Source organism: Streptomyces sp. Ac-502 (genome assembly GCF_045222935.1).
GTDB lineage: Bacteria > Actinomycetota > Actinomycetes > Streptomycetales > Streptomycetaceae > Streptomyces > Streptomyces monomycini.
Map to the genome: position 1 here is coordinate 7,507,645 of NZ_JBHFFO010000001.1, position 22,230 is coordinate 7,529,874.

Consider the following 22,230-nt stretch of genomic DNA (forward strand, 5'->3'; position numbering starts at 1 on the left):
TCCGCCGGCCGATCGTCTTACGGCCCGGTGCCTTGTACGCTCCCGACCATGGATGACGTCGCGGTCGGCCCCCTGGATCTCGCCGTCCGTGTGGACGACGCGCTCGCCGTGCAGGCACTGGCGTTCGGACTGACCGACGACGAGATCGGCGTCCGCCGCCACATCGTCCTGCGGCACCTGACCAGCCCCGGAGCCCGCGCCCTCGGCGCCACCACGCCCGCCGGGCGCCTGGTCGGCTTCGTCTACGGGATGCCCAACAGTCGTACGCACTGGTGGTCCACGGTCGTCGAGCCGTACCTGCGCCACCAGGAACGGGACCACTGGCTCGACGACTCCTTCGTGATCACCGAGCTGCACGTGCTGCCCGCCTTCCAGAACCGGCGCATCGGCCGCGAACTGATCACCCGCATCACCGACGCCGCGGCCGAACCCCGCAGCATCCTGTCCGCCATCGACACCGACAGCCCCGCCCGCGGCCTGTACCGCTCCCTGGGCTACCAGGACCTGGCCCGCCGCGTACTGTTCCCGAGCGCCCCGCTGCCGTACGCGGTGATGGGCGCCTCCCTGCCCCTCAAACGCTGACCGGCGGCGACCGGGCGAGGGGCGGATCCCATTTCCGTGGGGCGTGTCCCTACGGATAACCTCGCGGAAGTCACCTTTCTTACGCAGGAGAATCACCATGGCCCAGGTCCAGCGCATGTCCCGGTTGATGATCAAGACGCTGCGCGACGACCCGGCCGACGCCGAGACCGCCAGCCACAAGCTGCTCGTGCGCGCCGGCTACGTCCGCCGCACCTCCGCCGGCATCTGGACCTGGCTGCCGCTGGGCAAGAAGGTGCTGGAGAACGTGTCGCGCGTCATCCGCGAGGAGATGGACGCGATCGGCGCGCAGGAGGTGCTGCTGCCGGCCCTGCTGCCCAAGGAGCCCTACGAGGCCACCGGCCGCTGGGAGGAGTACGGCGACCAGCTGTTCCGGCTCAAGGACCGCAAGGGCGCCGACTACCTCCTCGGGCCGACCCATGAGGAGATCTTCACCCTCATGGTCAAGGACCAGTGCACGTCCTACAAGGACCTGCCGGTGATGCTGTACCAGATCCAGACCAAGTACCGCGACGAGGCGCGCCCGCGCTCCGGCGTGCTGCGCGGCCGTGAGTTCCAGATGAAGGACTCGTACAGCTTCGACACCACCGACGAGGGTCTGGCCGAGTCGTACCGCTTGCACCGCGAGGCCTACCAGAAGATCTTCCAGCGGCTGGGCCTGGACTACCGCATCGTCTCCGCCGTCTCCGGCGCCATGGGCGGCTCCGCCTCCGAGGAGTTCCTGGCCCCCGCGGCGGCCGGTGAGGACACCTTCGTGGACTGCCCGGCCTGCGACTACGCGGCCAACACCGAGGCCGTCACGGTCACCGTCCCGGCGGTGGACGGCACCGGGCACGGCCCCGTCGAGGAGCTGGACACCCCCGACACCCCGACCATCGAGACGCTGGCCGACCACCTCGGCGTGCCGGCCTCCGCCACGCTGAAGAACCTGCTGGTCAAGGTCGACGGCGAGATCGTCGCGGTGGGCGTGCCCGGCGACCGCGAGGTGGACCTCGGCAAGCTCGGCGAGCACCTGGCCCCGGCCACGGTCGAACTGGTCGCCGCCGAGGACTTCACCGGCCGCGAGGACCTGGTGCGCGGCTACGTCGGCCCGCAGGGTCTGGCCGGCAAGTCCTTCAAGTACCTCGCCGACCCGCGGGTCGCCCCCGGCACCGCCTGGATCACCGGCGCCAACAAGGACGGCAAGCACGCGCGCAACGTCGTCGCGGGCCGTGACTTCGAGGTCGACGAGTACCTGGACGTCGTCGTGGTCGAGCCGGGCGACCCCTGCCCCCAGTGCGGCGCGGGCCTGCGCATCGACCGCGCGATCGAGATCGGCCACATCTTCCAGCTGGGCCGCAAGTACGCGGACGCCTTCCAGCTGGACGTGCTCGGCCAGAACGGCAAGCCCGCGCGCGTCACGATGGGCTCGTACGGCATCGGCGTCTCGCGCGCCGTCGCGGCCCTCGCCGAGCAGACCCACGACGAGTCCGGCCTGTGCTGGCCGCGCGAGATCGCCCCGGCCGACGTGCACGTGGTCGCCGCGGGCAAGGCCAAGCAGACCGAGCTGGCCCTGGAGGTCGGCGACAAGCTGGGCGCCGCGGGCCTGCGCGTCCTGGTGGACGACCGGGCGGGCGTCTCGCCGGGCGTGAAGTTCACCGACGCGGAGCTGCTGGGCATCCCGAAGATCCTGGTCGCGGGCCGCCGCGCCGGCGAGGGCGTCGTCGAGCTGAAGGACCGCCGTACGGGCGAGCGCGAGGAGCTGACGGTCGAGGAGGCCGTGGCCCGGCTGAGCGCCTGACACCGGCTTCCAGGGGCTGGGCGGGACCGGGGAACCGGTTCCGCCCAGCCCCTGTCCGTCTGCACGGCAGGGGCGTCCCTACAGCCAGGTGGCGAACTCCAGCAGCAGCTCACCGCGCTGCACGTCGCCGCCCGGCGTCGTCATCTCACGGATTCCCGAGTCCACCGCCCGGTACAGCGTCCAGCTGCGCAGCCGGTCGCGGTCCACGTCCAGGGACTCCGCCAGCTTGGCCACCCGGCGTCGCGCCGCCGAGGCCGCCCCGGAGCCGGCCGCCAGGTCCTCGAAGCGGTCCAGCACCAGCCAGGCCAGGTCGTACGCCCGCTCGCCGACCACCGGCGACGGGCCGACCGCCAGCCACGGCGTCCGTTCCCCGGCCAGCACCTTGCCCTGCCGGAACGCGCCGTGCAGCAGGACGCTCTCGGGGGCGTCGGCGGGCAGTGCGCGGCGCAGCTCCAGGCTCTCCTCCAGCAGCGGCCCCGCGGCCGGGGTCGCCGCCCCGAGCGTCCGCAGCTCGTCGACGGCCTCCTCCGCACGGCCCGCCAGGGACGCGAAGGGATGGCCGTCGGCCGGCGTCACCCACAGCCGCCGTACCGTGCCCGCCGCCTCCAGCAGCGCCTTCGCCTCCGGCAGCGAGCGCAGGGACACCGCGCCCTGCAAACGCTCCAGGAGCAGCGCACCGCTCTCCGCGTCGGCGCGCAGCAACTGTGCCGCGCCCCAGCCCTCCCACTGCGCCAGCGCCGCGCCCTCGTGCGCCGGCGCACGGCCGGGGGCCGGGAACTTCAGCGCGGCCGGTGTGCCGTCGGCCTGCCGCACGTACACCAGCAGGCTGCTGCGGCCACCCGGCTCGTGCACCCGCTCCGGCGTCAACTCCCAGGCGTCCAGGCGCTGTCGCACCATGGCGGGCAGCGCCGCCAGCCAGGCACCGGCCGGACCGTCCGGATCGCCGCCGAGCGCGCTCACCAGCCGTTGCGGCGGTTCGATGGGTGCCGTAGCCATGCCTGTGCTGTCCCTTTCGGTGGACGTTCGGTGACCTCCCGGTGCGGGCGGTCGTCAGTGCCGGTCCGCGGCGGCGCCGGACGCCGTCCCGGACGAGGGGCCCGACGGGCTGTCGGTCGGGGTGCCGGTCGGGGTGCCGGCGTCCCCGGCCCGTTCCGCGAGCCCAGGGAAGGCTACGCCGCTGCCGCGCCAGCGCACCGCACGCACCGCGGCCTCCCGCAGCGCCCCGGCCGCGTCTCGGCGCCGCGTCCCGGCGCCGTCGCGCACGAGATCCGCGTACACGGCCGCCACGCGGTCCTCCAGCTCCGCGGCCAGCCGGGCGGCGGCGGCCGCGTCCGGCACCGGGAACGGCAGCCCGTAGGCGGCCGCGGCGGCCCGCGGGGTGCCGCCCAGGTCCCGTACGCCGCGCCGCAGCTCGTCCCGGCGCGCGCGGTGCGCGTCGTACCCCTCGCGCGCTTCCTTGCGCCGGTCGTCGCCGATCCGGCCGCCGACCACGCCGTAGCCGTAGACGGCCGCGTGCTCGGCCGCCAGCGCGGCCTGGAGCGCCCGCAGCTCGGCGCCGCGCGCGTCGTCCTCCGCCGCGTCCGTACGCGCCGCCCTGGATGTCAGCATCCCTGTGCCCCTTCCGTGACCGGGCCCCGGCCCAACCGCTGTCCCGTCGTACGTGCGGCCGCCGCCGCGGCGGGCCTCACGCGCCGTCCTCCGTGAGCAGGTACGCGTGCGCCGCGCCCGCGGCCGCGACCGACGCCAGCAGCCTGGCCAGCTCCGGTGCCGCGCTCACCAGGGCCGTGGCGCGGGCGTCCGCGGTACGGCGTTCCGCCGCCGCGAGGTCCGTACGCGCCTGCTTCTCGTCGGGCGGGACGGCGGGGGCGGACGGGGCGGGGGAGCCGGGGTGAGGGGGCGTGGCGGCCGAGGCGCCCGTACCGGGGTGGGTGGTCGGGCCGCCGGGCGCGGGGAGGCCCCGAAGGCCGCCGCGTGCCGGGCCACTTCGGCCCGCAGCGGCCGCAGCCGTTCGCCGAGCCCGGGGTGGGCGGCGAGCGTCGCGTCGTACCGGGCGAGCAGCGCGGAACTGTCCCGCGCGGCCTGCGAGCGCAGCCGCGCGTCGGCCGCCGCGTCCGCGTCCTCGCGGCCGCCGCCCGGCCCGGAATCCTCCGAGCAGCCGGCGAGCAGCAGTGCCGTCCCGCCGAGCACGGAGCCGGCCAGCAAGGTCCTCCTGCGCGTGAGCGCGACGTTGTGCACGTATGACTTCCCGGGGTCTTCGGTGGGGGCGGCCGTGGTGATCACCGCAGGCGAGCGTATCCGTGACCGGCCACCGAATCGTCAGTACCCCGCCGGAACAGCTAGGCTTTGACCCGACACGCGACCTTCCCACAACAGCACACGCGGCCGAGGAGTCACCCGGATGAGCACCACCCAGAGCGAGAGGCTGCGCGGACTGCTTGAACCGCTCGTCGCCGCGCGAGACCTGGATCTGGAAGAGATCGAGGTGACACCGGCCGGAAAGCGGCGTGTGCTGAGGATCGTGGTCGACTCCGACGACGGCGTGCAGCTGGACGAGTGCGCCGAGCTGAGCCGCGAGGCGTCGCAGGCGCTCGACGACTCCGACGTGATGGGCGGCGCCCCGTACACGCTGGAGGTCACCTCCCCGGAGCCGACCGCCCGCTGACCGAGCCGCGGCACTACCGCCGCGCCGTCGGCCGCCTCGTCCGGGCCCAACTCCACGAGGGCGGCGAACTGGTGGCGCGCATCACCGCCATGGACGACGAGGGCCTGGACCTCGAAGTGCCGGGTGTGAAGGGGCGCAAGCCCACCGCCCGCCGGGTCGCCTTCGCCGAGATCGCCAAGGCGCGCGTGGAGATCGAGTTCAACCGTAAGCAGGACAAGGGGCGCGACGACCGCGCCGAGCAGAACGACGAGAGCCAGGAGGAGGCGTAGCCGTGGACATCGACATGAGTGCCCTGCGGGGTTTGGTGCGGGAGAAGGAGATTTCGTTCGACCTGCTGGTCGCGGCCATCGAGTCGGCCCTCCTCATCGCGTACCACCGCACCGAGGAAGCCGCCGCCACGCGCGGGTGGAGCTGGACCGCAACACCGGCCATGTGACGGTGTGGGCCAAGGAGGACCCGGCCGACCTCGAAGAGGGCGCCGAGCCGCGTGAGTTCGACGACACCCCGTCGGGCTTCGGCCGGATCGCGGCGACCACCGCCAAGCAGGTCATCCTCCAGCGGCTGCGGGACGCCGAGGAGGAGATCACCTTCGGCGAGTACGCCGGCCGGGAGGGCGACGTCGTGATGGGCGTCGTCCAGCAGGGCCGGGACCCGAAGAACGTCCTGGTCGACATCGGCAAGCTGGAGGCCATCCTGCCCGCGCAGGAGCAGGTCCCCGGCGAGGAGTACGCGCACGGCACCCGGCTGCGTTCGTACGTCGTCCGGGTGGTCAAGGGCGTGCGCGGCCCGTCCGTGACGCTCTCGCGCACCCACCCCAATCTGGTGAAGAAGCTGTTCGCCATGGAGGTGCCGGAGATCGCCGACGGTTCGGTGGAGATCTCCGCCATCGCCCGTGAGGCGGGTCACCGCACCAAGATCGCCGTACGGTCCACCCGCTCCGGACTGAACGCCAAGGGCGCCTGCATCGGCCCGATGGGCGGCCGGGTGCGCGCGGTCATGGCCGAGCTGCACGGCGAGAAGATCGACATCGTCGACTGGTCGGACGACCCGGCCGAGCTGGTGGCGCACGCGCTGTCGCCCGCCCGGGTCAGCAAGGTCGAGGTCGTCGACCTCGCGGCCCGCTCCGCCCGGGTGACCGTGCCCGACTACCAGCTGTCGCTGGCCATCGGCAAGGAAGGGCAGAACGCCCGGCTCGCCGCCCGGCTCACCGGCTGGCGGATCGACATCCGCCCGGACACCGAGCAGGGCGCGGACCAGGAGTGATCCCGAGCCGCCGCCGGGCGCGGGGCAGACCCGCGCCCGGCGGCGGTCCGGTCTGGACAGGGGTGCGGCCGCAGCCGGAAAATCGGTGGCGGCCCATCGGAATTTTGCGAGACCGTTCGGGCATTACCCCGTAGGGGTGAGGTCGGCGCGGGGAGGTAGACTTAAGCAGTGTCTGGCCGGACGCATGCCCGCGTATGCCCTGAGCGCACCTGTGTGGGGTGCCGGGAGCGAGCGGCCAAGGACGATCTGTTGCGGATCGTGGCGATCGAGGGTGAGTGTGTCCCCGATCCTCGCGGTACGCTGCCCGGCCGGGGTGCTTACCTGCACCCGACCCGGGACTGTCTCGATCTGGCGGTCCGCCGCCGGGTCTTCCCCCGGGCCTTCCGGGGCCAGGGACCGTTCGACGCGACGGCCTTGCGCCGGTTCGTCGAACGGACGCACGTTGATCAAGCCGCACCGGTTGGTCAGGCAACACCGTAAGAAAGCACAGCGCACGGAAAACCGTGCGGTCAGGTACCTCGCGAGTCGGAAGTAGGTCGAGATTGCGATGAGCACTCGATGAGTACGCGATGAGTACGCCCATGAAGTAGCGACGGTCCGGTGGACACCCCGGACCTAGAAGGAGCGAAGTGGCTAAGGTCCGGGTATACGAACTCGCCAAGGAGTTCGGAGTGGAGAGCAAGGCCGTGATGGCCAAGCTCCAAGAACTTGGTGAATTCGTCCGTTCGGCGTCCTCGACCATCGAGGCGCCGGTTGTTCGAAAGCTGACCGACGCTTTCCAGGCTGGCAGCGGCAACGGCCGTGCCGCCGGCAAGCCCGCAGCGCCGCGCAAGAGCGCGCCTGCGAAGCCGTCCGCGCCGTCCCCGGCGCAGGGCGCACGTCCGGGTGCCCCCAAGCCGGGTGCCCCCAAGCCGGGCCCCGCGGCTCCGGCGCCGGCCGCCCCCGAGGCACCGGCCGCCCCCGAGGCGCCCCAGTCCCAGGCCCCGGCGGCTCCCGCCGAGGCCCCGAAGTCGGCCCCGGCCCCGGGTCCGCGTCCCACGCCGGGCCCCAAGGCCCCGGCGCCCAAGCCCGCTCCGGCCGCGCCCGCGCAGCCCGAGTTCCAGGCTCCGCCGTCGGCCCCGGCTCCCAAGCCGGCCGCCACCCCCGGCCCGCGTCCGGCCCGCCCGCAGCAGGGCGGCCAGGGTGGTCAGGGCCGCGGCAACGCACCCCGTCCCGGCGGCGACCGCCAGGGCGGCGCCCCGCGTCCCGGCGGCAACCGTCCGTCCGGCCCGCGTCCGGGCAACAACCCCTTCACGTCCGGTGGCTCCACCGGCATGGCCCGTCCGCAGGCCCCCCGTCCCGGTGGCGCGCCGCGCCCCGGCGGTCAGGGTGCCCCCGGCGGCCCGCGCCCGCAGGGCGGCGGCCAGGGTGGCCAGGGCGGTCCCCGTCCGCAGGCTCCCGGCGGCAACCGTCCGTCCCCGGGCGGCATGCCCCGTCCGCAGGGTGCCGGCCCGGGTGGCCCGCGTCCCGGCGGCGGTAACCGTCCCAACCCCGGCATGATGCCGAAGAGCCCGGCCGCCGGCCCGCGTCCGGGTCCCGGTGGCGGCGGCGGTCGCGGTCCCGGTGGCGCAGGTCGCCCCGGTGGCGGCGGTCGTCCCGGTGGCGGCGGCGGTTTCGCCGGCCGTCCCGGTGGCGGCGGTGGCGGTCGTCCGGGTGGCGGCGGCGGTTTCGCCGGCCGTCCCGGTGGCGGCGGTCCCGGTGGTGGCGGCGGCTTCGGCGGTCGTCCCGGTTTCGCCGGTCGTCCGGGTGGTCCCGGTGGCCGTGGCGGCACGCAGGGCGCCTTCGGCCGTCCCGGCGGTCCCGCGCGCCGTGGCCGCAAGTCGAAGCGGCAGAGGCGTCAGGAGTACGAGGCCATGCAGGCCCCGTCGGTGGGCGGCGTCATGCTGCCCCGTGGCAACGGTGCGACGGTTCGCCTGTCGCGCGGTGCCTCGCTGACGGACTTCGCCGAGAAGATCAACGCCAACCCGGCGTCGCTCGTCCAGGTCATGCTGAACCTGGGTGAGATGGTCACCGCGACGCAGTCCGTCTCCGACGAGACGCTGAACCTCCTCGGTGAGGAGATGAACTACGTCGTAGAGATCGTCTCCCCGGAGGAGGAGGACCGCGAGCTCCTGGAGTCGTTCGACATCGACTTCGGCGAGAACGAGGGCGGCGAGGAGATGCTCGTCGCGCGTCCGCCGGTGGTGACCGTCATGGGTCACGTCGACCACGGCAAGACGCGCCTGCTGGACGCGATCCGCAAGACGAACGTCATCGCGGGCGAGGCCGGCGGCATCACCCAGCACATCGGTGCCTACCAGGTCGCGACCGAGGTCAACGACGAAGAGCGTCGCATCACCTTCATCGACACCCCGGGTCACGAGGCGTTCACCGCCATGCGTGCCCGTGGTGCCAAGTCGACCGACATCGCGATCCTCGTGGTGGCGGCCAACGACGGTGTGATGCCGCAGACGATCGAGGCCCTTAACCACGCCAAGGCGGCCGACGTGCCGATCGTGGTCGCGGTCAACAAGATCGACGTCGAGGGCGCGGACCCGACCAAGGTGCGCGGCCAGCTCACCGAGTACGGCCTGGTGGCAGAGGAGTACGGCGGCGACACGATGTTCGTCGACATCTCCGCGCGCCAGGGCCTGAACATCGAGGAGCTGCTGGAGGCCGTGGTCCTGACCGCGGACGCCTCGCTCGACCTGCGGGCCAACGCCGAGCAGGACGCGCAGGGCATCGCGATCGAGGCCCACCTCGACCGCGGCCGCGGCGCCGTGGCGACCGTCCTGGTCCAGCGCGGCACGCTGCGCGTCGGTGACACGATGGTGGCCGGCGACGCGTACGGCCGCGTCCGGGCGATGCTCGACGACAAGGGCCAGAACGTGCAGGAAGCGGGTCCCTCGACCCCCGTCCTGGTGCTGGGTCTGACCAACGTCCCGGGTGCCGGCGACAACTTCCTGGTCGTCGACGAGGACCGCACGGCCCGCCAGATCGCCGAGAAGCGCGCCGCCCGTGAGCGCAACGCCGCGTTCGCCAAGCGCACCCGCCGGGTGTCGCTGGAGGACTTGGACAAGGTGCTCAAGGCCGGCGAGGTCCAGCAGCTCAACCTCATCATCAAGGGCGACGCGTCCGGTTCGGTCGAGGCCCTGGAGTCCTCGCTGCTCCAGCTCGACGTCGGCGAAGAGGTCGACATCCGGGTCCTGCACCGCGGCGTCGGTGCGGTCACGGAGTCCGACATCAACCTGGCGTCCGGCTCCGACGCGATCGTGATCGGCTTCAACGTCCGCGCCGAAGGCCGCGCGACGCAGATGGCCGAGCGCGAGGGCGTGGACGTGCGCTACTACTCGGTCATCTACCAGGCGATCGAGGAGATCGAGGCGGCCCTCAAGGGCATGCTCAAGCCGGAGTACGAAGAGGTCGAGCTCGGCACGGCGGAGATCCGCGAGGTCTTCAAGTCGTCCAAGCTGGGCAACATCGCGGGTGTTCTCATCCGTTCCGGCGAGGTCAAGCGCAACACCAAGGCCCGCCTGGTCCGCGACGGCAAGGTCATCGCGGAGAACCTCAACATCGAGGGTCTGCGCCGCTTCAAGGACGACGTCACCGAGATCCGCGAAGGCTTCGAGGGCGGTATCAACCTCGGCAACTTCAACGACATCAAGGTCGACGACGTCATCGCGACGTACGAGATGCGGGAGAAGCCGCGCGGCTGATCACGCTCTCACCTCCGGGGCCGGTCGGCGGAAGAAAAATTCCGTCGATCGGCTCCGGCCGTTGCATGTACGGTTCGAACAGTTCGTACATCTGCATCTAGTGCCCCACGGGTGGCCTTACCCGCACCACATGTACGTAGGGACGCTGTCCTTCGACCTCCTCCTCGGCGACGTACGGTCGCTGAAGGAGAAGCGCTCCGTCGTCCGCCCGATCGTCGCCGAACTGCACCGCACGTACGCGGTCAGCGTGGCGGAGGTCGGCGAGCAGGATCTCCACCGCAGAGCCACCATCGGACTCGCGGTGGTGTCCGGGGACACGGGGCACCTCACAGACGTACTGGACCGCTGCGAGCGCCTGGTCGCCGCACGGCCCGAAGTGGAGCTGCTGTCGGTACGACGGCGGATCCACGGCGATCATGACGACTGAGCGGGTCGTCGGCGCCACACGCACCATGGTGAAAGACACAGAAGGAGACGGACCAGTGGCCGACAATGCGCGGGCGAAGAAGCTGGCGGACCTCATCCGGGAGGTGGTCGCCCAGAAGCTGCAGCGCGGCATCAAGGACCCGCGGCTCGGCAGCCACGTGACCATCACGGACACCCGGGTCACCGGCGACCTGCGGGAGGCGACGGTCTTCTACACGGTCTACGGCGACGACGAGGAGCGGGCCGGCGCGGCCGCCGGGCTGGAGAGTGCCAAGGGCATCCTGCGCTCCGAGGTCGGCAAGGCGGCGGGCGTGAAGTTCACGCCGACCCTGACCTTCGTCGCGGACGCGCTGCCGGAGAACGCCAAGACGATCGAGGACCTGCTCGACAAGGCACGGGCCTCGGACGCCAAGGTGCGCGAGGTGTCCTCGGGCGCCGCGTACGCGGGCGAGGCCGACCCGTACCGCAAGCCGGGCGACGAGGACGAGGACACCCCGCAGTAATGAAGCGCGAGAACACCGGCGCGAAGCGTGTCGAGCGCACCCGCGCCAAGCAGGGGCGCCGGACGGCCTGGTCATCGTCGACAAGCCGGCCGGCTTCACCTCGCACGACGTGGTGGCCAAGATGCGCGGCATGGCCCGCACCCGCCGCGTCGGGCACGCCGGCACGCTCGACCCGATGGCGACGGGCGTGCTCGTGCTGGGCATCGAGCGCGCCACCAAGCTGCTCGGCCACCTCGCGCTGACCGAGAAGGAGTACGTCGGCACGATCCGGCTGGGCCAGACGTCGGTCACCGACGACGCCGAGGGCGAGATCACCGCGTCCAAGGCCGCGCACGGCCTGGACCGGGCGGCCGTCGACGCGGGCGTGGCGGAGCTGTCCGGCGCGATCATGCAGGTGCCGTCCAAGGTCAGCGCCATCAAGATCGACGGCAAGCGGTCCTACGCACGGGTGCGCAAGGGCGAGGACGTGGAGATACCGGCCCGCCCGGTGACCGTCTCCTCCTTCGTCGTCCACTCCGTCGAGGAGGCCGAAGCGGAGGACGGCACGCCCGTCACCGACCTGCTGGTCTCGGTGGAGTGCTCCTCCGGTACGTACATCCGGGCGCTCGCCCGCGACCTGGGGAGGCCCTCGGCGTCGGCGGCCACCTGACCGCCCTGCGGCGTACCCGGGTGGGCCCGTACAAGCTCGACCGGGCCCGCACGCTGGAACAGCTCCAGACGGCCGTGGACGACGAGGCGGGCGGCGGCCTGCCGGTCATGCCGATCGGCGAGGCGGCGGCCGCGGCCTTCCCGCGCTGGGATGTCACGCTCGACCAGGCCCGGCTGCTCACCAACGGTGTGCGCATCCCGATGCCGCGGTTCGACGAGGAGGGCGACGGCCCGGCGCGGCCCGCCGCGGCGTTCGCGCCGGACGGGACGTTCCTGGCGCTGCTGGAGAACCAGGGCGGCCGGGCGAAGAGCCTGGCGGTCTTCGCGGAGTGACGCAGGACCGCTGCTCCGGGCTGCGGCTCGGGGTCGCGGGGCAGGACGACGGGCGGTGCCGTTTCTGACGGGGCCGCCCGTCGTCGTACCCGCCGCGCCCGGTGACCCTCCATGGCTCCGGCGGCCCGTCGGGGCGCGGACGGTGGCGGTGCGCTCCGGCGTACGGGTGACATGCGCGGGCCGGGACGGCGGAACGCGCGCCCGGGGGTGCCGCACTCCACAGAAGCGAGGTGACCCTTCCCGCGAAGCGATGCGCGAGGCATGGCAGTCTTAGACCTGCGTAAGGCCGAGGGTGCCCGGATCCGACCGGGTTCTTCCCGGCGCAGTGACGGACGAGAGTTCTGGCGAGGAGCGGGCACAGTGCAGCGCTGGCGTGGCTTGGAGGACATCCCCGAGGGCTGGGGACGCAGCGTCGTCACCATCGGCTCCTACGACGGCGTGCACCGCGGGCACCAGCTGATCATCGGGAAGACGGTGGCGCGCGCACGGGAGCTGGGCGTACCGGCCGTGGTGGTCACCTTCGACCCGCACCCCAGCGAGGTCGTACGGCCCGGCACCCACCCGCCGCTGCTGGCGCCGCACGAGCGGCGCGCGGAACTGATGGCGGGCCTCGGCGTGGACGCCGTGCTGATCCTGCCGTTCACCACCGACTTCTCGAAGCTGGCCCCGGCCGACTTCGTGGTCAAGGTCCTGGTCGACAAGCTGCACGCGCGGCTGGTCGTCGAGGGGCCGAACTTCCGCTTCGGGCACAAGGCGGCGGGCACCGTCGAGACGCTCACCGAGCTGGGCGGCACCTACGACTACGCGGTCGAGGTCGTCGACCTCTTCGAGCGCGGGACGGCGGGCGGCGGCGAGCCGTTCTCCTCCACGCTGACCCGGCGGCTGGTCGCCGAGGGCGACGTCGCGGGCGCGCGGGAGGTCCTGGGGCGGCCGCACCGGGTCGAGGGCGTCGTGGTGCGCGGCGCCCAGCGCGGCCGGGAGCTGGGCTTCCCGACGGCGAACGTGGAGACGCTGCCGCACACCGCCATCCCGGCGGACGGGGTGTACGCGGGCTGGCTGCACGCGGACGGCGAGAAGATGCCGGCCGCCATCTCGGTCGGCACCAACCCGCAGTTCGACGGCACCGCGCGGACCGTCGAGGCACACGCCATCGACCGCGTCGGCCTGGAACTGTACGGCCTGCACGCCGCGGTGGACTTCTACGCGTACCTGCGCGGCATGGAGAAGTTCGAGACGCTCGACGGGCTGCTGGAGCGGATGGCGGTCGACGTGAAGGAGACCCGCGAGCTGATCGGGGCGGCCGAGGCCGAAGCCGGTAGCTGACGGCCGCTCACGGGCCCGCACTGCGGGCCCCGCGACAACGTGACTGGGCCCGGCACTCGGAGGAGTGCCGGGCCCAGTCGTGTGCCGTGGTGCTACTGCACGCGCCGTGGTGCTACTGCGGCGGGGGCTGCTGGGTCCACCCCGGCTGGAGGCCGGGCTGTCCGGGCGCCTGCGGCGCGTCCGGAGGCTGCTGCCAGCCCTGGGGCGGCTGCCCCTGCTGCTGGGGCTGCTGGGTCCAGCCGCCCTGCTGCGGCGGGTATCCGACGGGCTGCTGACCCGGTGCCTCCTGGCCCGGCTGCTGCGGGTACGCCTGCTGGCCGTAATGCTGCTGCCCGTACTGCTGCTGGGCGTTCGGGTCGCCCGGCTGCATCTGCTGCGGGGCGGCGGGGTCCTGCCAAGCGCCCTGCGCCTGCTGGGTCCGGGAGAAGTCCTCGGCCACCAGCGCGGACAGGTGGAAGTACGCCTCGCGGGTCTTGGGCCGCATCATGTCCAGGTCGACCTCGGCGCCGGCGGCCAGATGCTCGTCGAACGGGACCACGACCACACCGCGGCACCGCGTCTCGAAGTGCGACACGATGTCGTCGATCTTGATCATCTTGCCGGTCTCGCGGACCCCGGAGATCACCGTGATACCCCGCTGCACGAGGTCGGCGTAGCCGTGCGCGGACAGCCAGTCCAGCGTGGTGCTGGCGCTGGACGCACCGTCCACCGACGGCGTGGAGATGATGATCAGCTGGTCGGCGAGGTCGAGCACACCGCGCATCGCGCTGTAGAGCAGGCCCGTACCCGAGTCGGTGAGGATGATCGGATACTGCTTGCCGAGCACGTCGATCGCGCGCCGGTAGTCGTCGTCGTTGAACGTCGTCGAGACGGCCGGGTCCACGTCGTTGGCGAGGATCTCCAGACCGGACGGCGCCTGCGAGGTGAACCGGCGGATGTCCATGTAGCTGTGCAGCTGCGGAATCGCCTGCACCAGGTCACGGATGGTCGCGCCGGTCTCGCGGCGCACCCGGCGGCCGAGCGTGCCGGCGTCCGGGTTCGCGTCGATCGCCAGGATCTTGTCCTGCCGCTCGGAGGCGAGCGTGGCACCCAGCGCGGTCGTCGTCGTGGTCTTGCCGACACCGCCCTTGAGGCTGATGACCGCGATCCGGTAGCAGGACATCACCGGCGTACGGATCAGCTCCAGCTTGCGCTGACGCTCCTGCTCCTCCTTCTTCGCGCCCAGCTTGAAGCGTGAGGGCTGCGCGTTGGCGCCCGGCTTCTTCTTCTTGGGCTGGTTGCGGAGCAGCCGGTCGGAGGTCAGCTCGACGGCGGCGCTGTAGCCCAGGGGCGCGCCGGGGGCGGCCCGCTGCTGTTGCTGCTGCTGACCCGGCTGCGAGTACTGCGCGTAGTTGGCGGCGGCGTTCGGGTCGGCGCCCTGGACCGGGGTGGGGCCTGCGGCTGCTGCGGGGCCTGCGGCTGCTGCGGGGCCTGCGGCTGCGCCTGCGGGGGCTGTTGAGCCTGCGGGTGCTGCGGGTGCTGGCTCTGAGGCTGCTGGGCGTGGGGCTGCTGGGCCTGCGGCGGGACCTGGTGCTGGCCGTACCCGGGGTACTGCTGTTGCTGCTGCGCGGGCGCGGCCTGCGGGTAGCCCTGGGCGGCCTGCGGGTAGCCGTAGGCGCCCTGCTGCTGCGGATAGCCGTACGCGGCCTGCTGCTGTGCCTGCTGCTGAGGCTGCGCCTGTTGCGCCTGCTGGGGCATCTGCTGCTGAGGCTGGGCCTGCTGCGGATACCCGTAACCGCTCTGCGCCGCGGCGGCGTTGGGGTCGGCCGGCTGCTGCTGCGGTGCGGGGACGCCCTGCTGGGGCTGCTGGTGCGGGTACCCGTAGGCGGGCTGCGGGTAGCCGTAAGCGGCCTGCGGCTGGCCCTGTTGGGGAGCCTGCTGCTGGGGGTGGGGCTGCTGGGCCTGCTGGGGGTACTGCTGCGGGTAGCCGGGCTGCTGGTACGGCTGCTGCTGCGGCGGCTGTTGCGCGTACTGCTGCTGCTCGGGCTGCGGTTGGGGCTGAGCCTGCTGCTGGTACGGCTGCTGGGCCTGTGCTTGGGCTTGAGCCTGGGCTTCCCGCGGGTCCGCAGGCTGGTACTCAGGAGGCAGTGGCGGGAGGTGCGCAGGCGCACCTGCCTGCTGCCCGGCGGCGGCACCCCAAGGCGCGCCCTGCGGGGGAGTGCCCTGCTGCTGCGGCACCTGCTGCTGCATCTGCTGCGGAACTGCCTGCTGCTGGGGCGGCAGTTCCTGAGGCGGCAGTTCCTGGGGCAGGCCCTGCTGCGGAGCTTCCTGCGGCACGTCCTGCTGCGGAGCTTCCTGCTGGGCGGCCTCCGGCTGCTGCTGCGCCTCCGGAGCGGGCTGCTGCTGTACGGGCGCCTGCGGCGCGGCGACGGGTGCTTCGGCCTCCGGCGCGGGCTGCGCCAGGGGAGGCGGGGCCGGTGCCTCGGCCGCGGCGGGAGCGCCGGACCGGTCCACCTCTTCGGCCCGCTGCTCGTCGGCGGCCGGCGCGGCCTCCACCGGGGCGGGCACGGGGGCCGGTTCGGGCTCCGGATCGTCGGCCCACAGGGACGCCGACGGGTCGACACCGCTGCCGGCCCGTACGGTCCCGGACGCGGCCGCCGCTGGCGCGGCGTCGGACTCCGCGGCCTCGGCGGGCGGTTCCGGCACGGCCTCGGCGACGGGCGCGGGCGGCGTCACGGGAGCCGTCGGCTCCGGTGCGGGCGTGACGGGAGCCGGGGCGGGAGTGACGGCGGTCGGCGCAGGAGTGACGGGAGCCGGTGCGGCCGGCGGCGCGGTGGACGCGGGTGCCGGTGCGATGTCGGGAGCGCCCGCGTCGGGGCGCAGCGTCGGAAACCCGGGAGGGGCGGCGGGCGGTGTCGCATCGCCCTGCGGCGCGCCCTGCGGGGCATCTTGGGCCGGGCCGCCCTGCGGACCGGGCTGCTGGGCGGTCTGCGGACCGGCCTGGCCGGGGCCCGGCTGCGCGGACCCGCTCAGCGGCGCGCCGGTGGGCGGCGTGGAGGGCGTGGCGGCGGGAGGTGCGGCCGGTGCGGCCGCGGCCGTACCGCCGCCGCTGGTGTCGTTGCTGGCGTACCAGGCCGGAGCCGCGAAATCGATCTTGAATTCACCCGTCAGATCGAACTCGGACTGGTCGTCGTCAGGATCGTTCCCGTCCGGACGGAAAGCCTCCTGCTCCCTCACTGTGCCTCCTGGTGTACTGAAACGCACCTGAACGGCAGGACCGGATACAGGCGGATCGATCGGATGTAGCGGACGTCGGACCACACCACCCCGGGCAGCGCCAACACTAACTGTCTCCATCCCCGTATCGGCAGCCGTCGGTGTGCTCCTGCGGCTCTCCAATACAGCCTAATCAACAGTCGGCCACGAACGGCAGTCGACGGCATCTCGTCTTGGCAACCCGGGGGCGCACCCACGGGCGTACCCGCGGCCGCACTCGCGCGGGCCCGCGGGCACCCTCAAGAGGTACCCGCGAAGACCCGCGCCGTACGGAACGCGCCGCATGTGACGCGCCGTACGAACCGCTCCGTCAGTCCATGCGCCGCGCGCCGCCGAGCAGATTCGTCTCCGCGTCGGTCGGCTGCGTCATCACGAACTGGTGGCTGTCCCGCGTGCACCAGAGCATCGCGTTGTCGCTGAGCGTCGGCAGCACGCCGCCGATCTGCGCCGGGAGCCGCATGATGCGCGTCACGACCTCGGCCTCCTCGGGCGACAGCCGCTGCAGGCAGACCAGGTCGGCGCGGGCCAGCAGCTGCGGCGACCGCGGGCCCAGGAAGGGCAGCACGGTCAGTACGGACTGCCAGGGCCCGGGCGCCAGCTGGTTGCGCGGCGGCCGCGCGCCCATGTCCCGTACGACCAGGACCGGGCTGGAGACCGAAGCGCCCTGCGGGGCGATCTGCCGTACGTCGTGGACCGAGACGCACTGCTGCCCGCCGCCCGCGGCCTGCGCCATCTGTGCCCAGGCCGGCGGCCGGGCGGTCTCGACCGCGACGCGCGCGCCGGTGGCGACCGTACGCAGCGACAGCACCTGCGCCAGCCACATGCTGCCCACCAGCACCACTTCGAGCGGGCTGGGCCGCAGCAGGCTCAGTACCGCGGGCTGGTTCTGCGGGTCGATGCCGATGACGACGCCGTCCTCGGCGACCGGCAGGGTCAGCGAGCCGAGCGACTCCGGCGGCAGGACGTGCGGGCTGCGCCGCGGGCCGCGCAGCCCGAAGCCCGGCTGCGGGCGCGGTCCGCCGGCCGCCGCCTGCCGCTCGTCGGGACGGGGCTCGTGCGAGAGCCGCCGCCCGCCGCCCGTCGGGGCGCCGCCGATGGGGGATTGCGCCAGCCGTCGCTGCTCGGGGTGGCGCGGGGCTGGTAGGTGGGCGTCGCCATCAGCGGGTACCTCCGAGGGGAAGCGTGGCCAGGAGACCGGGGAGCTGCTCACGGTCCAGCCGTACGAGGCCGACCTTCACCGAGCCGGAGCGGCGCTCCAACTCGCCCTGCGCGGCGCTCAGTTCGTTCTCGCTGCGGGTCGAGAGGCGGACGTAGCCGGAGATGGCGGGGGCCCGGCCGCCGCCGTGCGAGGCGGTCAGCGCGAAGGTGCTGGCCATGGCCGGGGTGCTGCTCAGCAGCTGGACGATGCCCGCCAGCGGCGTGCCGCCCTGGCCCAGCTGGGGCCAGCGGCCGATCCAGTACGTGGTGTGCCAGCGGTCGTCGCAGCGCATCGCGCGGACCGTCTCCTGGGTGCGGCGCGCGGCGCGGCCGTCGCGGCCCATGGCGCCGTTCGCGGCCCGCGGGCTGACGCACACCGCGGTGCCCACCGCGGCCACCACCTCGCGCTCGGCGAGCACCTTGGCCCGTACGCCGTGCGCGGAGAGGCGGCTGACGAGCTGGTCGGCGGCGCGCAGCAGGGACCGCTTGGCGCCGTCGAGGCCGCCGCCGCGTGCCTCGATGGCCTCCGCGCACAGCTCCGGGTCCAGCTTCAGCGCGATCCAGGTGAGCTGGAGCGCGGGCGTCTTGGTCTGCGCCTGGAGCGGCGCGTAGGAGCGGGCGGCGACGGCCTGCTCGGGCAGGTGCGGGGCCGGGGCCGGCTGGGTGTACTGCACGAACTGCACCGATTCGAGGTGGATGTCCTCCACGTCCAGCGCGGTGTGCAGCACGTCCATCGGCAGCGGACGGCCGCCGCTCGCCGGGCGCAGCGGCTCGTCGCGGCCCTCCAGCTGGACGACGGCGGTCAGGAACGTGCCGTCCCCGACGAAGCCGACCGCCCGCTGGTCGGAGTCGGTGTACTCGTACGTCCGCAGCGCCGGGTCGCACTCCACCAGCGGCGCGAAGGCCGGGTCGACGCCGCCGGAGCCCGCGGCCGAACCGCTCCGCTTGGCCCGGCGCTTCATCGCCCGCACCGTCGTGATCCACTCCGGCAGCGGGATGCGCCGGCGGCGGCCGAGGGCGAAGACGACGAGTACGGCCGCCAGGACCGCCGCGACGGTCAGGGCCACGGGGTGGATCGCCCACCCGACCAGCACCAGCGCCGCGGCGATTTCGATGATCGCGAGCTGTTGGACGCGGACGCCGCCGATGCTGCCGGCCTGCGCGCGCAGCCAGGGTGCCACCGGTCCGGCCGGCCGGTCCGCGGTTCCGCGACCCTGATTTCCTCCATTGCCCGGAGCTATACCGTTTTGGCCCGCATTTCCCGCGTAATGCGGCGCAACGGAAGGCTGTTGCTGTTGCTGCCGCCCATTGCGGCGTCGAGCCCTGGTGGCGCTGGACATCCCCGGCCTGCTCCTCTACTGGTGGTGTGGCTCCGAGCATTGTGCCTCTGAGCGGTATGTCTTCCCGGCCTCAGTACCGTCGTCGAGACTGGTGCGCCGGAAGGTGGCACCCGTACCGTACGGGTCGATCGACACACGGCATAGTAGAGGGCGCTGCGGCCCGAGTGCCGGGGGCGGTCCACGGTGGATCCGACAGGCGGGGAGAGAAAGCAACAATGGCATCACGTCGGGACGAGCTGAATGCGTATTCGTTCGCTCGAAAGCGGACGACTGCGGCATTTCTGAAGCCGCTGCCGAACGGCTCGATCGAGAGCGCGCCGCGGCCGCTCAAGGCGGTGCTCCCGAGCATCCTGCTCGGCCTGGTGGTGACCGTGGGCTTCGGCGCCTGCGGCATCCTCAAGCCGGTCGCCCCGAAGGGCTGGGACACGCCGGCGCAAAACGTCATCGTCGGCGACAAGTCCACCACCCGGTATGTCGTACTGAACAGCAAGGGCGAAAACGGCAGCAATCAGAAACTTCTCCACCCGATCCTCAACCTGGCCTCCGCCAAACTCCTTCTCGACCCGAAGAAGTTTCAGGTCGTAAAGGTGAAGGAAGAGGAACTCGACGGAAAGATTCCGCACGGCCCGGCCATCGGAATCCCGTACGCCCCCGACCGGCTGCCCACCGAGAAGGAGGCCGGCACCCCCAAGGTCTGGGCGGTGTGCGACCGTCCCGGCAGCGGCGAGAACAGCAAGTCCCAGCAGGCCGTGTTCGTCCTCGGCGGCAAGGACAAGGCCAAGGTGCTCGACCACGGCAAACTGGACCTGCACCAGGCGCTGTACGTCCAGGATCCGGACGGCGTGAAGTACCTGGTCGACGAGAACGGCGTGGCCTTCACGTTCGACGCCCTCGGCGGCAAGGCCCCTCGCCGGCCGTCAAGGAGCAACAGGACGACAAGCTGCGCCAGGTCATCTTCGGCGACGCGCAGCCGCAGCAGGTGACCTCCGAATGGATGAACACCCTCATCAAGAGCCAGATGCCGCTCACCATGCCCCGGGTGGAGAAGGCGGGCACCCGGGCGGACATCGAAGGTGTACCGAGCAACTACAGCGTCATCGGCAACGTCCTCCAGGCCGGTGACAGCCAGAAGTACGTGGTGACCGCCGACGGTCTGGAGAAGGTCTCGAACTTCCAGGCCAAGCTGCTGCTGGAGGGGCCGAACGCCACCGCCGTCAAGAAGGGCGGCGAGAAGATGGACGTCATCAAGGTGTCCACCGACAGCATCACCCCCAAGCGTGACGACAAGGACCAGGTCGTCCAGTTCATGGGCAACTTCCCCGGCACGGCCCTGTGGCCCTCCGAGGCCGTCACCATGGCGAACGCCGCCGCGACGCGGCGCAGCTCCGGCATCGGCGACTCGGGCAAGGGCGCCGACGTGGCCTGCAGCGTCTACCACGGCACCAGCACGGAGTACGCGAACGGCGCGGGCAAGGCGCTCGGCTTCAACGGCGCCGTGCCAAAAATGACCACCTGGGTCGGCAAGGACTACCCGGCCGCCATCGCCTCCGGCTCGGCCTCCTACGTGACGCCCGGCAGCGGCCTGCTGTACCAGCAGGTGACGGCGAATGCCAAGGAGGGCACGCTCTTCCTGGTGACCGACACCGGTCTGCGCTATTCGGTGCCGCGCAGCAACGACAGCGCCACCAAGGCGGGCAATGCGGAGAAGGCGCGCGATCAGGCGCAGATCCACCTCGGATACGAGAGCGTGCGCCCGCCGACAGTCGACAAGGCGTGGTCGCAGCTGCTGTCGGAAGGGCCGCAGCTGGATGTCGATAGCGCCAAGAAGCCGCAGAGCTCCTGACCGCCGCGCCCGCACGACTCCTTCACAACCGAAGGAGCCGCTTCACCTGCCCGGTTGACCGAAACAAAGGCATCTGTCCGTTTCCATCGAATTGGCATTCTCGATCGGCCAGTTGCCATTGTTGTGATCCCGTCACAACCGCCCACCCGCTGTTGGGAACAGGGGTATGGAGTGGTTAAAGTGACGGAAGGCGTCAACAGACGATGCCGACCGGGGGCTCACTTCACGTCAGTCCCCCGGCACGACGTACGAGTCTCATGGGGGACGTTGACTTATGGCTGGTCAGCAGTTCACAACCACTGAGGAGGAGATGGTCGCATTCAGCGGCCGTATCTCCTCCGTCAACCAGTCGATCCAGGGTGAGATCACTCGCCTGAACGGGGTCGTCGAGGGCATCACGTCCGGGTGGAAGGGCGCTGCCGCCACCTCGTACCACCAGCTGCAGACCCAGGTGAATGATGACGCCAAGCGCCTGAACCAGCTGCTGAACGAGATCAAGGAAGCGATCGACTCGACCACGAAGAACTACGTGGCCTCGGAAGAAGAGCAGCAGCAGCAGATGTCCCACGTCTCCGCGCAGGCTTCGCCCTTCGGATGACGGGACCGCGCCGCACACCGCGGCGCGCCCACTTCGCCGCAGCACGCACCGGCCCACCGCCCCGGCGGACCGTGGGCCGGCCTGCTGCGGCATGTGAATCGATCTCAGCTCAACTCCCCGAGGAGACTTCATGTCCGGCCAGATCCTCGTCAATTTCGCGACGATCTCCCAGGCCGCCTCCGACGTGCGCGGAACGGCCAACAACATCCGTACCCAGCTTGACGACCTCGAGTCGGGTGTCAAGAAGATCGCCGCCAGCTGGGAAGGTGCCGCGCAGGAGGGCTACCAGGCCCGCCAGCGCGAGTGGGACCAGCGCGCCGCTTCCCTGCACTCGACCCTGGAAGCCATCGCCAAGGCCCTGGACCAGGCCGCTCAGAACTACCAGAGCACCGAGTCCAAGAACGCCAGCATCTGGGGCGGCTGACCCGTCACCGTCCACCGACGGAACGGACACGGCACAACGGCTGAGCAGCCACGAAGGCTCGCACAGTGGTGAATGAGGGCGGGCGCGCTGCACCAGTGCGCCCGCCCTCACGCAGTCCACACCCTCCCCCACCGCCCTCCCCGGTTCCTCCCCTTCACCTTCACCTTCCCGAATCCGCCACACACGGAGAGCAGACACCTCGTGGGATCTCGCGCCAATGGTCACCGAGCCGGCCACCGCCGACGCGCGGCGGTAGCACTGGCCGGTGCGGCCTCGGCCGTCGCCCTGTCCTGCGCGACGG

18 protein-coding genes and 3 pseudogenes are annotated in these 22,230 nt (G+C 72.3%); 14 read left to right on the top strand and 7 right to left on the bottom strand.

Annotation, left to right across the window (positions count from 1 at the left end; translation table 11 throughout):
* Nucleotides 1-48 precede the first annotated feature (48 nt).
* Nucleotides 49-582, top strand: coding sequence for a GNAT family N-acetyltransferase (locus tag ACEXOX_RS34290; protein ID WP_406524795.1), 534 nt, complete (start codon nucleotides 49-51; stop codon nucleotides 580-582).
* A gap of 97 nt (nucleotides 583-679) precedes the next feature.
* A complete protein-coding gene (locus tag ACEXOX_RS34295) occupies nucleotides 680-2,380 on the top strand; it encodes a proline--tRNA ligase (RefSeq protein WP_406524796.1) in 1,701 nt (566 codons plus the stop codon).
* 78 nt (nucleotides 2,381-2,458) lie between these two features.
* On the opposite strand, the gene ACEXOX_RS34300 is transcribed toward ACEXOX_RS34295, so the two are convergent.
* The 3 genes from ACEXOX_RS34300 to ACEXOX_RS34310 all read right to left on the bottom strand — a co-directional run bounded on the left by ACEXOX_RS34300 (nucleotide 2,459) and on the right by ACEXOX_RS34310 (nucleotide 4,660).
* On the bottom strand, nucleotides 2,459-3,376 hold the full coding sequence (locus ACEXOX_RS34300) for an aminoglycoside phosphotransferase family protein (RefSeq protein ID WP_406524797.1): 918 nt from the start codon (nucleotides 3,374-3,376) through the stop codon (nucleotides 2,459-2,461).
* A gap of 54 nt (nucleotides 3,377-3,430) precedes the next feature.
* Nucleotides 3,431-3,988, bottom strand: a complete 558-nt coding sequence (locus ACEXOX_RS34305; RefSeq protein WP_406524798.1) for a ferritin-like domain-containing protein — start codon at nucleotides 3,986-3,988, stop codon at nucleotides 3,431-3,433.
* A 165-nt stretch (nucleotides 3,989-4,153) separates the two neighbouring features.
* On the bottom strand, nucleotides 4,154-4,660 hold the full coding sequence (locus ACEXOX_RS34310) for a hypothetical protein (protein WP_406524799.1): 507 nt from the start codon (nucleotides 4,658-4,660) through the stop codon (nucleotides 4,154-4,156).
* Between the two features lie 118 nt (nucleotides 4,661-4,778).
* On the opposite strand from ACEXOX_RS34310, the pseudogene rimP reads away from it, so the two are divergent.
* The 8 genes and pseudogenes from rimP (at nucleotide 4,779) to ACEXOX_RS34350 (ending at nucleotide 13,272) form a co-directional block, all read left to right on the top strand.
* Nucleotides 4,779-5,311, top strand: a pseudogene (gene rimP / locus ACEXOX_RS34315) (ribosome maturation factor RimP).
* Nucleotides 5,312-5,313: 2 nt separating this feature from the next.
* Nucleotides 5,314-6,305, top strand: a pseudogene (gene nusA, locus ACEXOX_RS34320) (transcription termination factor NusA).
* A 168-nt stretch (nucleotides 6,306-6,473) separates the two neighbouring features.
* Nucleotides 6,474-6,785 (top strand): YlxR family protein, encoded by a 312-nt coding sequence (locus tag ACEXOX_RS34325; protein ID WP_406524800.1) that lies wholly within the window; start codon nucleotides 6,474-6,476, stop codon nucleotides 6,783-6,785.
* Between the two features lie 149 nt (nucleotides 6,786-6,934).
* Nucleotides 6,935-10,039 carry a translation initiation factor IF-2 gene (gene infB / locus ACEXOX_RS34330; protein ID WP_406524801.1) on the top strand — a complete coding sequence of 1,035 codons (3,105 nt, stop codon included), beginning with the start codon at nucleotides 6,935-6,937 and terminating at the stop codon, nucleotides 10,037-10,039.
* 130 nt (nucleotides 10,040-10,169) lie between these two features.
* Nucleotides 10,170-10,466 (top strand): DUF503 domain-containing protein, encoded by a 297-nt coding sequence (locus tag ACEXOX_RS34335; RefSeq protein WP_406524802.1) that lies wholly within the window; start codon nucleotides 10,170-10,172, stop codon nucleotides 10,464-10,466.
* Between the two features lie 55 nt (nucleotides 10,467-10,521).
* Nucleotides 10,522-10,968, top strand: a complete 447-nt coding sequence (gene rbfA / locus ACEXOX_RS34340; protein ID WP_406524803.1) for a 30S ribosome-binding factor RbfA — start codon at nucleotides 10,522-10,524, stop codon at nucleotides 10,966-10,968.
* Nucleotides 10,969-11,035: 67 nt separating this feature from the next.
* Nucleotides 11,036-11,949, top strand: a pseudogene (gene truB / locus ACEXOX_RS34345) (tRNA pseudouridine(55) synthase TruB).
* Between the two features lie 360 nt (nucleotides 11,950-12,309).
* A complete protein-coding gene (locus ACEXOX_RS34350) occupies nucleotides 12,310-13,272 on the top strand; it encodes a bifunctional riboflavin kinase/FAD synthetase (RefSeq protein ID WP_406524804.1) in 963 nt (320 codons plus the stop codon).
* A gap of 112 nt (nucleotides 13,273-13,384) precedes the next feature.
* Here ACEXOX_RS34350 and ACEXOX_RS34355 read toward each other — a convergent pair whose 3' ends face one another.
* The 4 genes from ACEXOX_RS34355 to eccE form a co-directional block, all read right to left on the bottom strand.
* Nucleotides 13,385-14,434: a MinD/ParA family protein gene (locus ACEXOX_RS34355; RefSeq protein WP_406524805.1), complete on the bottom strand. Its 1,050-nt coding sequence runs from the start codon at nucleotides 14,432-14,434 to the stop codon at nucleotides 13,385-13,387.
* 137 nt (nucleotides 14,435-14,571) lie between these two features.
* The gene (locus ACEXOX_RS34360; RefSeq protein WP_406524806.1) at nucleotides 14,572-16,488 is read right to left on the bottom strand and encodes an SCO5717 family growth-regulating ATPase; all 1,917 of its coding nucleotides are present in this window, start codon (nucleotides 16,486-16,488) and stop codon (nucleotides 14,572-14,574) included.
* A 349-nt stretch (nucleotides 16,489-16,837) separates the two neighbouring features.
* A complete protein-coding gene (locus ACEXOX_RS34365; RefSeq protein WP_406524807.1) occupies nucleotides 16,838-17,737 on the bottom strand; it encodes a hypothetical protein in 900 nt (299 codons plus the stop codon).
* Nucleotides 17,685-18,905: a type VII secretion protein EccE gene (gene eccE, locus ACEXOX_RS34370; protein WP_406524808.1), complete on the bottom strand. Its 1,221-nt coding sequence runs from the start codon at nucleotides 18,903-18,905 to the stop codon at nucleotides 17,685-17,687. The genes ACEXOX_RS34365 and eccE overlap by 53 nt, the downstream gene beginning before the upstream one ends.
* 374 nt (nucleotides 18,906-19,279) lie before the next feature.
* Here eccE and ACEXOX_RS34375 point away from each other — a divergent pair, with 374 nt between their 5' ends.
* The 4 genes from ACEXOX_RS34375 to ACEXOX_RS34390 all read left to right on the top strand — a co-directional run bounded on the left by ACEXOX_RS34375 (nucleotide 19,280) and on the right by ACEXOX_RS34390 (nucleotide 21,929).
* Nucleotides 19,280-20,047, top strand: a complete 768-nt coding sequence (locus ACEXOX_RS34375) for a type VII secretion protein EccB (protein WP_406524809.1) — start codon at nucleotides 19,280-19,282, stop codon at nucleotides 20,045-20,047.
* Nucleotides 20,048-20,058: 11 nt separating this feature from the next.
* Entirely contained in the window at nucleotides 20,059-20,907 is an 849-nt protein-coding gene (locus ACEXOX_RS34380; RefSeq protein ID WP_406524810.1) for a type VII secretion protein EccB, read from the top strand.
* Between the two features lie 274 nt (nucleotides 20,908-21,181).
* Complete coding sequence (locus tag ACEXOX_RS34385) at nucleotides 21,182-21,505, top strand: WXG100 family type VII secretion target (protein WP_406524811.1); 324 nt, start codon at nucleotides 21,182-21,184, stop codon at nucleotides 21,503-21,505.
* A gap of 130 nt (nucleotides 21,506-21,635) precedes the next feature.
* Entirely contained in the window at nucleotides 21,636-21,929 is a 294-nt protein-coding gene (locus tag ACEXOX_RS34390) for a WXG100 family type VII secretion target (protein WP_030024340.1), read from the top strand.
* The last annotated feature ends 301 nt before the right edge of the window (nucleotides 21,930-22,230 follow it).